Source organism: Streptosporangium sp. NPDC005286 (assembly GCF_040607515.1).
In the GTDB taxonomy this organism is placed as follows: Bacteria; Actinomycetota; Actinomycetes; order Streptosporangiales; family Streptosporangiaceae; genus Streptosporangium.
Genome location: NZ_JBEXGU010000243.1, coordinates 1 through 10,276, shown reverse-complemented (window position 1 = coordinate 10,276; position 10,276 = coordinate 1). Strand labels below are relative to the sequence as shown.

Sequence of the window (10,276 nt, the reverse complement as noted above, 5' to 3'; positions counted from 1 at the left end):
CGGCTACAGCACGGTGGTGGCCTCGGCGAACTACACGTTCGACCCGGCGACCGGTAACAAGGTCACGATCGACTTCAGCGCCGCGACCTACCGCTACTGGCGCGTCAACGTCACCGCCAACACCGGCTGGCCCGCCGCGCAGATCTCCGAGTTCGAGATCTACGCCGCCGCCGGCGGCGGCGACACCGAGAAGCCGTCGGCCCCCGGCAACCTCGCCTTCACCCAGCCGGTCTCCGGCCAGATCAAGCTGACCTGGAACGCCTCGACCGACAACGTGGGCGTCACCGGGTACGACGTCTACGCCAACAACCAGCTCCGGGGCAGCGTCGGCAACGTGCTGACCTACACCGACAACCAACCGGCGTCGGCGACCGTGACGTACTTCGTGCGGGCCAAGGACGCGGCGGGCAACGTCTCGGCGAACAGCAACACGGTGACCCGCAACGGCACCGGCGATCCCGGTTCGAACCTGGCCATCGGCAAGGAGATGGTCGAGTCCGGCCACGTGCACACGTTCGTCGCGGCCAACGCCAACGACAACAACACGGCCACCTACTGGGAGGGCAACGCCGGTTACCCGAACACGCTGGCGGTCAAGCTCGGCGCCAACGCGAGCGTCAGCTCGGTCGTGCTGAAGCTGAACCCGGACGCCGCGTGGGGCACCCGTACCCAGAACATCCAGGTCCTGGGCCGGGAGCAGAACGCCACGGGCTACACCAACCTGGTGTCGGCGCAGAACTACACGTTCAACCCGGCCTCCGGCGGCAACACGGTGACGATCGACGTCAACGCCACCGTCGCCGACGTCCAGCTGAAGTTCAACGGCAACACCGGCGCACCCGCCGGGCAGGTCGCCGAGTTCCAGGTCATCGGCGTCCCCGCGCCGAACCCCGACCTGACGGTCTCGGCTCTCACCTGGTCCCCGAACGCGCCGATCGAGACCAACCCGATCACGCTGACCGGCACGGTGCGCAACATCGGCACCGCCGCCTCCGGCGCGACCAATGTCAACTTCTATCTCGGCGGCACGCTGGCCGGCACCGCTCCGGTCGCCGCTCTCGCGGCCGGCGCCCAGGCCACGGTGACCGCGAACATCGGCACCCGCGGCGCGGCCAGCTACTCCGTCAGCGCCAAGGTGGACGAGTCGAACACGGTCTTCGAGCAGAACGAGGGCAACAACACCTTCACCGCGGCATCGCCGCTGGTGGTCACCGAGGCTCCCGGCCCCGACCTGCAGGTTCTCAGCATCAGCTCCAACCCGCCGAACCCGGCGGTCGGCGCGGCGGTCACGTTCACCGTGGCGGTGAAGAACCGCGGGAACACCGCGACGGGCGCGACCACGGTCACCCGGCTGACGGTGGGCGGCACCACGCTCAACACCAACACCCCGTCGATCGCCGCGGGCGCGACGGTCAACGTGGCCGTCAGCGGCAGCTGGACCGCCACCAGTGGCGGTGCCACCATCACCGCCACCGCCGACGCGACCAACGTCGTCGCCGAGACCAACGAGACCAACAACACGCTCTCCCAGGCGATCGTGGTCGGGCGCGGGGCGGCGGTTCCGTGGGTCGAGTACGAGGCCGAGGCCGCCAGGTACCAGGGCACCCTGCTGACGGCCGACCCGCTGCGCACCTTCGGGCACACCAACTTCGCCACCGAGTCCTCCGGCCGGCAGTCGGTGCGGCTGAACAGCACGGGGCAGTTCGTCGAGTTCACCTCGACCAACTCCGCCAACTCGATCGTGGTGCGCAACTCCATCCCCGACGCGCCGAACGGCGGCGGCATCGAGGCCACCATCAGCCTGTACATCAACGACACCTTCGCCCAGAAGCTGACCCTCTCGTCGCGGCACAGCTGGCTGTACGGGAACAGCGACGGCCCGGAATCCCTGACGAACACCCCGCAGGCCGACGCCCGGCGGTTGTTCGACGAGTCGCACGCGCTACTGTCGTCGACCTACCCGGTGGGGACCAAGTTCCGGCTGCAGCGCGACGCCACCGACACGGCCTCGTTCTACATCATCGACCTGATCGACCTGGAGCAGGTGGCACCACCGGCGAGCCAGCCGGCCGGTTGCACCTCGATCACGGCGTACGGCGCGGTGCCCAACGACGGGCTCGACGACACGGCCGCCATCCAGCGGGCGGTGACGGACGACCAGAACGGGGTCATCAGCTGCGTGTGGATCCCGGCGGGACAGTGGCGGCAGGAGAAGAAGATCCTCACCGACGACCCGCTGAACCGGGGTCAGTTCAACCAGGTGGGCATCAGCAACGTCACGATCCGCGGAGCGGGGATGTGGCACTCCCAGCTGTACACCCTGACCGAGCCGCACCTGGCGACCGGCGGCATCAACCACCCGCACGAGGGCAACTTCGGCTTCGACATCGACGACAACGTCCAGATCTCCGACATCGCCATCTTCGGCTCGGGCCGCATTCGCGGCGGCGACGGCAACGCCGAGGGCGGGGTGGGGCTGAACGGGCGGTTCGGCAAGAACACCAAGATCTCCAACGTGTGGATCGAGCACGCCAACGTGGGCGTCTGGGTCGGCCGTGACTACGACAACATCCCGGATCTGTGGGGACCCGCCGACGGGCTGGACTTCAGCGGCATGCGCATCCGCAACACCTACGCCGACGGCATCAACTTCAGCAACGGCACGCGGAACTCGCGGGTGTTCAACTCATCGTTCCGCACCACCGGCGACGACTCCCTGGCGGTCTGGGCCAACCGGTACGTCAAGGACCCGGCGGTGGACATCGGGCACGACAACCAGTTCATCAACAACACCATCCAGCTGCCCTGGCGGGCGACCGGCATCGCGATCTACGGCGGCTACGGCAACAAGATCGAGAACAACCTGATCTACGACACCATGAACTACCCGGGCATCATGCTGGCGACCGACCACGACCCGCTGCCCTTCTCCGGGCAGACCCTGGTGGCCAACAACGCGCTCTACCGGTGCGGCGGCGTCTTCTGGAACGAGGACCAGGAGTTCGGCGCCATCACGCTCTTCGCGGCGAACCGGGACATCACCGGTGTCACCATCCGGGACACCGACATCTACGACTCGACCTACGACGGCATCCAGTTCAAGACGGGGGGCGGCAACATGCCGGGCGTCGCGATCACCAATGTGCGGATCGACAAGTCCAACAACGGTGCCGGCATCCTGGCGATGAGCGGCGCCCGCGGCAGCGCGACGCTGACGAACGTCACCATCACCAACTCGGCCAAGGGCAACATCGTGAAGGAACCGGGGTCCAGCTTCGTGATCACACCCTAGTCTTCCCGCGCCTGAGAACGACCGGCCATGTGGTGTGCTCCCCAACCTGGACACCCGCATGGCCGGTCGTACCGGTCCTAGGCCGAGGTACGGCGCCGGAACAGCACCGCCGCGATGGGGATGCTGATCGCCACGCCGGCGGCCAGCCAGGCGGTGGCGAGCCACCCCGCGTCGCCCATGGGGTGATCGAGGAGCAGCCCGCGTAGCGTCTTCACCATCGGCGTGGTCGGCTGGTACTCGGCGAAACCGCGGAGCAGGCTCGGCATGGTCTCCGCGGGGACGACGCCGTCCGACAGGTACGGGAAGAAGATCACGACGAAGCTGAAGGCACCGGCGGCCTGGGTCGAGGTGACCAGCAGTCCCCAGAGCACCGCGATCGCGGACACCGCCAGGACGTACCCGATGACGAGAAGCAGCGCCAGCGCCCAGTCGGCCAGCGTGGCGTCCGGGCGGAAACCCAGGGCGATCGCCACGGCCAGGGCGATCCCGGTCGCCACCACGTTGCGGACCACCGAGGCGACGACATGCCCGGCGGGCACCACCCAGCCGCTGATGGGCAGGGTCCGGAAGCGGTCGATCATTCCTCGGGTCATCTCGTCCGTGACGGTCACGGCGGTCAACGCGGCGCCGTACCCGCCGGACATGAGCAGCACGGTGGGAACGACGAAGTCGATGTAGGTCAGCCCGCTGGACCCGGTGGTGATCGCGCCGCCGAAGACGTAGACGAAGACGATCATGATGAGCGCCGGCAGCGCGATGTTCACGATGAGCGCGTCGGGGGTGCGCGTCTCGTGGCGCAGCGCGCGGGTGACCAGACGCCCCAGATCGCCCATCGTCGTCCCGCTCATACCGCCACCGCCGTGAACTCGAAGAAGACGTCGTCCAGGGTGGGGCTGCGCAGCTCGACCCGCTCGACGGCGATGCCCTCCCGGTCCAGCAGGTTCAGCGTGTGACGCAACTGGTCGGGGCCCTGCATTGCCAGGGTGACCTCCCGCGCGTCGGCGTCGAGATGCGGTCCGGTGCCGGTGACCAGGACGGCGCCGGCCCGGGAGACGTCCTCGGCCCGTGACAGGTGCAGCACCAGGCGCTCCGCGCCCACCTGGCGCTTGAGGGCGGCCGGGGTGTCGTCGGCGACGACGCGGCCGTTGTTGATCACCGCGATGCGGTCGGCGAGCCGGTCGGCCTCCTCCAGGTACTGGGTGGTCAGCAGGATGGTGGTGCCGGAGGCGAGCAGTTCGCGGATCACCGACCAGAGCTCCGCCCGGCTGCGCGGGTCAAGGCCGGTGGTGGGCTCGTCGAGGAAGAGGATCCGCGGTACGGCCACCATGCTCGCCGCCAGATCGAGGCGGCGGCGCATCCCGCCGGAGTAGGTGGAGACCCGGCGGTTCGCGGCGGCGCCGAGATCGAACCGTTCGAGGAGTTCGGCCGCCCGCCGCCGGGCTTCCCGCCTGCCCAGGTGGTGCAGGCCGGCGAACAACTCCAGGTTCTCCCTTCCGGTGAGCAGGTCGTCCACCGTGGCCTGCTGGGCGGTCAGGCCGATGCTGCGCCGTACCGCGACGCCTTCCCGCGCGACGTCGTGGCCGCCCACCGTGGCGGTGCCGCTGTCCGCGGCGAGCAGCGTGGTCAGGATCCGGACCGTTGTCGTCTTGCCTGACCCGTTCGGTCCGAGCAGGGCCAGCAGCGAGCCGGTCGGAACGGTCAGCTCGACTCCGTTCAGCACCCGCGTCGCACCGAAGGATTTGCCCAGGCCACGGGCATGGATCGCGGCGTCGGTCATGCCCGCCCTTTCTATGTACGTCGTACCGTGTATCTTATACATAGATTAATCTGTACCAGATACACAGTTGGAGTGCCAGGGCTTCCGGCGTTCGACGGCAGGGGACCCGTCATGGCGCGAACCGGCGCCGGGTACCGCGGCCACGCCCGGGTCCGGCGGGAGCCTGGGTCGCCGGGCCGACCCCCGGATCGGCATGACGACAACGGCGCCGAACCGTGGGCGGGGAAGGCGAGGACGCGCCACCTGTCACCGGAGTCGGAGACGATGGACGGCCCTCCGGCGACGTCGGTGCGGCCAGGCCGAGCGGGATGTTCGGTGCCAAGGCTCCCGAGACCCTGTGGGCAGGTGCCCTGGACCGGTCCACGCCGCTGATCCTGACCGGGATCGCGATGTTGGAACCGTCGCGCCGGTAGGCGGGTCAGCCCGCCTGTCGACGCGAGGTGACCAGCCCGCAGTCGTAGGCGGTGGCGACGACATGGGCGCGGCTGGACAGACCGAGTTTGCTCATCGCGCGGTTGAGGTGGGTTTTCACGGTGGCCTGGCTCAGGCACAGCTTCTGGGCGATGTCATGGTTGGACAGCGTCTGGCCGACCAGGGTGAAGACCTCAAGCTCGCGAGCGGTCAAAGCAAAAAGCTGGGACATGTCATGATCGGGCACCGCGGGCGGGGCGGGCGTGAACGCCTCGATCAATCGCTGGGTACTGGTGGGTGACAGCAGGACGTCCCCGGCCGCGACGGTGTGAATGGCGGACAGGAGGCGCTTGGCCGGGGTCTGCTTGAGCAGGAAGCCGGAGGCTCCGGCGCGCAGCGCCTGGTAGACGTACTCATCGATGTCGAAAGTGGTCAGAATGAGTATCTGCGGGGTACGAGACGCGCCGCCGTCGGCCAGGCTGTCGGCCAGGATGCGCTTGGTCGCGGCGATGCCGTCCATGCCGGGCATGCGGATGTCCATCAAGATCACATCTGGATGGGTGGCGGCGGCGCACTGGACGGCCTCGTGACCGTCCGAGGCCTCACCGACTACTTCAAGGTCCGGGGCGGCGCGCAGGAGGGCGGTCAGTCCCGCCCGGATGAGTTCCTGATCGTCGGCTACCAGAACCCTGATCATCGTCACCTCTCGCTGGTTAGGGCGGCGGGCTCCTGGCCGGGACGGGTGAGCAGGGGAAGGGTCGCCACGACCTGGAATCCGCCCGTGGGGCGAGGACCGGTGATGATCGTGCCCTGGTACAGCTTGACCCGCTCAGTCATGCCGATCAATCCCTGGCCTGGTGTGTTCTGGATCACTTCGACCGGTTGGCCGGTACCGAGGCGGCCGTCGTCGCACACCTGTAATGTCAGGACGCCCGCGCCGTAGGTGAAGGTCACCCGCACCCGGGTGGGCGCGGCGTGCTTGACGACGTTTGTCAGGCACTCCTGGATGATCCGATAGACGCACAGATCCAGCCCCTGGGGCAGGGGCTGCTCGTTGCCGGTCACGGTCACGGTCACCGTCACCCCGGCTGTGCGCACCCGTTCGACCAGTGTTTCCAGGTCCCCCAGTCCGGGCGTCACGTCGTAGCGCGTCTCCCGCTCGTCGTCGGCCCCGATTCGCAGGATCAACAGCAGCAGTCGCATCTCGTCCAGGGCCTCACGGGTGGTGTCGGCGATGGTGGCCAGTGCCGTGCCGGCGGTGGCCGGATCGGTTGACAGCACGTACTGGCCCAGCTCGGCCTGGACCGCGACCACCGACAGATGATGGGCGACCACGTCGTGCAGTTCGCGGGCGATCCGCGTTCGCTCCTGGGCCACCGCCAGCCGGGCCTTGTTCTCCTGCTCGTCACGCAACTGCCGGGTCAGCTCGGTGAGCCGCCGGTTGCTCTCGACGACCATCCGGGTGGCGTTACCGAAAGCCCAGGTGAAGCCGACGGCCAGCAGCGGCCACACGACGGCCATCCAGAACTTGGTGCCCGGGAACACCATCGAGGAGCACCACCACAGGCCGAAGGTGAGCACCGCCCCCGCCAGTGACACCGCCACGGGCCGCTGGACGGCCACGGTGTACAGCACCAGCAGCGCTCCCATCTTGTTCACCTGGGAGTGGTAGCCGAGTGCCAGGTGGACCAGGGACACCGCGCACGAGACCACCAGCACCGTGCACGGTATCCGCCGTCGCAGGGCCAACGGCATGTTCACCGCGATGGTCAGTGCGAGCGACAGGCCGTCCGGCGGACGCGACCCGTACCTGGCATCGCTGAGTTCCCACATCCACATGACGGCGGACAGCGCCACCGCGATCACAGTGTCGACGAGCAGTGGATGCGCTGTGAGAAGTCTCCGCCAGGATGTCCTCGCATAGCTGTACATCAGCGCATGCTAGTCATATTCCCGCCGGCTGACATCCCTCTTCGTGCCATATACCGCAGGAGGTGTACAAGGCATAACGCGGTAGGTGTAGAAAAAAACAAACTTTGCGCGGTATGTGGCGGATATATCACTCGGGTAGCTTTTCAAGTGGGGCTCCATCCCGCCGAAAAACGATCGCGATCCTCTTTCTTCGGAGGCAGAGAGGATCCACGCCGACAATCCGTCCATGACCATGATCCGGACCACTTCGGACCACCGACCCCGGGGAAAGGCCCGAAAACGCTCCCGCGTTCACGGGCCGGTGGGTCGGGGTCCAGGTCGGCCCGGCCCGTTAATGGATCACCACTCGCCATCCACCAAGACGGCGGGGCCGACCTGGACATGGCCTCTCTATCAGTCAACCGACCGGACACGATCCCGATGACATCGAATCTGACGCAACGTCCACGACTTCGCATCAGCTTCAATTCCGGCGATTACCTATTCACCGTATTTCCTGGCAGGCCGGAAACCGGGCCGATATCCGCACGGGAAGGCGGACCCGCCGATGTCGTTCGGCCCGCCCGGTCGCGGCACGACACGTACGCCGGCCCCTGGCGCCGGCGCTCGCGGTGCTGCCCGTCATGGCGAGGCTGACGCCCGCGGAACGAGCGTACGTTCTCCGGAAGGCGTTCGACCACCCGTACCGGCCGGGCGCGGTGTCCTCCGGCTTCCCACCGCCGGGTCGCCTCGATCCGGGTCCTCCAGGACGGGTCGCCGGGCACCGCGTTGGCAACAGGCGGCCGACGGGAAGGTCAACTCTGCGCGATGGACACTCTGACGTGCTTAAACGGCGTCCGAGGTGTCATAGGTGAGGGCATGGATGCGAACATCGTGTTGCTCGCCATCGTGATCGTGACGGCGCTGTCCTTCGACTTCACCAACGGTTTTCACGACACGGCCAACGCCATGGCGACCTCGATCGCGACCGGGGCGTTGCGGCCCAAGGTGGCGGTCGGGTTGTCGGCGGTGCTGAACTTCGCCGGGGCGTTCCTGTCGCTGAAGGTCGCGGCGACCATCGCGACGGGCATCGTCGACACCGGCGCGATCACCTTGACGGTGGTCTTCGCCGGCCTGATCGGCGGTCTGGCCTGGAATCTGCTGACCTGGTACTTCGGTATTCCCTCCAGTTCCTCGCACGCGTTGATCGGTGGTGTGGTCGGGGCCACGGTGATCGCGGCGGGCACCTCGGCGGTCAAGGGAGCCGAGATCGTGTCCAAGGTGCTGGTCCCGGCCGTGCTCGCGCCGCCGGCGGCGATCCTGGTGGCGGCGGCCGGTACGTACCTGATGTACGTCATCACCGGGAACGCACCGGAGGAGACCCGCGGGCGAGGGCTCAGGTACGGCCAGATCGGCTCGGCGTCACTGGTGTCGCTGGCCCACGGCACCAACGACGCGCAGAAGACGATGGGCGTCATCACGCTGGCGATGATCGCTGCCGGGGCGATCGGCAAGGACGCGGGAACGCCGCTGTGGGTGATCGTGGCCAGTGCGACCGCGATCGCGCTGGGCACCTATCTGGGCGGCTGGCGGGTGATCCGTACCCTGGGCAAGGGGCTGACCGACATCGAGACCCCGCAGGGGTTCACCGCGGAGGGTTCCTCGGCGGCCGTGATCTTCGCCTCCTCCCACTTCGGCCTCCCGCTGTCGACCACGCACGTGTGCACGGGGTCGGTGATCGGCGCGGGCATCGGCAGGCACCTGGACCAGGTGCGCTGGAGCGTCGCGGCCCGGATGGCCGCCGCGTGGCTGGTCACCCTCCCGGCCGCGGCTGTGGTGGGGGCGCTGGCCTGGGCGAGCGCGAGTGTGATCGGCGGTGTGCTGGGCGTGGGAGTGGTCTTCGCCGTCGCCCTGATGCTGTCGGCGGGGCTGTACGTGGCCTCGCAGCGCCGTCCGGTCAACGCCGGCAACGTCAACGACGAGTGGACCGGGCGCCTGGCCCCGGTCCCGGCGATGCGAGAGGGCTGAAGAGGGCTCATACCACCGTGGCGCAAAGATGCGCGTGGCCGGCGTCGTGACGTCGCCACACCGCGAGGGCGATGGGAGCGGACCGGAAGGCGGACTAGAGATCAACTTCGTAGCGGTAGCCGCGCCCCCGCAGCGTGGTGATCCGCTGTGGATCCTCCCCGTACTCGCTGAGCTTTCGGCGCAGGGCGAACACGTGCACATCCAGCGTCTTGGTCGGCCCGAACCAGTTGGCGTCCCACACCTGCTCCATCAGCTCCTCGCGGGTGACCACCTCACCGGCGTGGCAGGCCAGCACCGTCAGCAGGTCGAACTCCTTTGGCCGCAGCATGACCTCGTCCTCGGCGATGTAGGCGCGCCGGGCGCGCAGGTCCAGACGCAGGCGGGCGACGGACACACCGGACTCCTGCTGCGATACGGTCTGGCGACGCAGATGCGCCCGCAACCTGGCGAGCAGCTCGGTGAGCCGGAACGGTTTGGTCAGATAGTCGTCGGCACCGGCGTCCAAGGCCACCACGACCTCGAACTCCTGGACGCGTGCGGTCAGCACCACGATCACCGCCTGCGACAGGACCGTCCGCAGCCGCCGGCAGACCACCACCCCGTCGGCATCGGGGAGACCGAGATCCAGCAGGACGAGATCGGGGACGAACTGCCGCGCCTGATCCAGCGCCTCACCCCCGGTGATCGCCAGACTCACCTGGTAGCCGCTACTTGACAGCGCCTCGGTCAGCTCCGAACCGATGGACAGATCGTCCTCGACGATCAGTACCCGCGTCATGTATCGATGGTAGGGACACTGGTGGCACTGGGTGTTTCCGCGCACCGGCATCTGGCGGCCAGGTCGCGGCGGATCCGCC

General features: G+C 68.1%; 8 protein-coding genes. 3 read left to right on the top strand and 5 right to left on the bottom strand.

All coding sequences use genetic code 11. The annotated features are described in order from the left end of the window. Positions 1-3,292 (top strand): CARDB domain-containing protein (locus ABZU75_RS42845; RefSeq protein ID WP_355568035.1); only part of this gene is annotated, 3,292 nt, incomplete at its 5' end. A 77-nt stretch (positions 3,293-3,369) separates the two neighbouring features. Here ABZU75_RS42845 and ABZU75_RS42840 read toward each other — a convergent pair. Together ABZU75_RS42840 and ABZU75_RS42835 are read right to left on the bottom strand one after the other, a co-directional pair. After that, positions 3,370-4,140 carry an ABC transporter permease gene (locus ABZU75_RS42840; protein ID WP_355568032.1) on the bottom strand — a complete coding sequence of 257 codons (771 nt, stop codon included), beginning with the start codon at positions 4,138-4,140 and terminating at the stop codon, positions 3,370-3,372. After that, positions 4,137-5,069 carry an ATP-binding cassette domain-containing protein gene (locus ABZU75_RS42835; RefSeq protein WP_355568029.1) on the bottom strand — a complete coding sequence of 311 codons (933 nt, stop codon included), beginning with the start codon at positions 5,067-5,069 and terminating at the stop codon, positions 4,137-4,139. Before ABZU75_RS42835 ends, ABZU75_RS42840 begins: the two co-directional genes overlap by 4 nt. Before the next feature lie 215 nt (positions 5,070-5,284). Here ABZU75_RS42835 and ABZU75_RS42830 point away from each other — a divergent pair, with 215 nt between their 5' ends. Then, complete coding sequence (locus ABZU75_RS42830) at positions 5,285-5,482, top strand: hypothetical protein (RefSeq protein ID WP_355568026.1); 198 nt, start codon at positions 5,285-5,287, stop codon at positions 5,480-5,482. A gap of 5 nt (positions 5,483-5,487) precedes the next feature. On the opposite strand, the gene ABZU75_RS42825 is transcribed toward ABZU75_RS42830, so the two are convergent. Together ABZU75_RS42825 and ABZU75_RS42820 are read right to left on the bottom strand one after the other, a co-directional pair. Then, positions 5,488-6,177: a response regulator transcription factor gene (locus tag ABZU75_RS42825; protein ID WP_355568023.1), complete on the bottom strand. Its 690-nt coding sequence runs from the start codon at positions 6,175-6,177 to the stop codon at positions 5,488-5,490. A gap of 2 nt (positions 6,178-6,179) precedes the next feature. Beyond that, a complete protein-coding gene (locus ABZU75_RS42820) occupies positions 6,180-7,412 on the bottom strand; it encodes a sensor histidine kinase (RefSeq protein WP_355568020.1) in 1,233 nt (410 codons plus the stop codon). A gap of 858 nt (positions 7,413-8,270) precedes the next feature. Between ABZU75_RS42820 and ABZU75_RS42815 the strand changes: the two genes are divergently transcribed. Further along, positions 8,271-9,419 carry an inorganic phosphate transporter gene (locus tag ABZU75_RS42815; RefSeq protein ID WP_355568017.1) on the top strand — a complete coding sequence of 383 codons (1,149 nt, stop codon included), beginning with the start codon at positions 8,271-8,273 and terminating at the stop codon, positions 9,417-9,419. A gap of 94 nt (positions 9,420-9,513) precedes the next feature. On the opposite strand, the gene ABZU75_RS42810 is transcribed toward ABZU75_RS42815, so the two are convergent. Then, the gene (locus tag ABZU75_RS42810; protein ID WP_350926623.1) at positions 9,514-10,197 is read right to left on the bottom strand and encodes a response regulator transcription factor; all 684 of its coding nucleotides are present in this window, start codon (positions 10,195-10,197) and stop codon (positions 9,514-9,516) included. Positions 10,198-10,276: the final 79 nt, after the last annotated feature.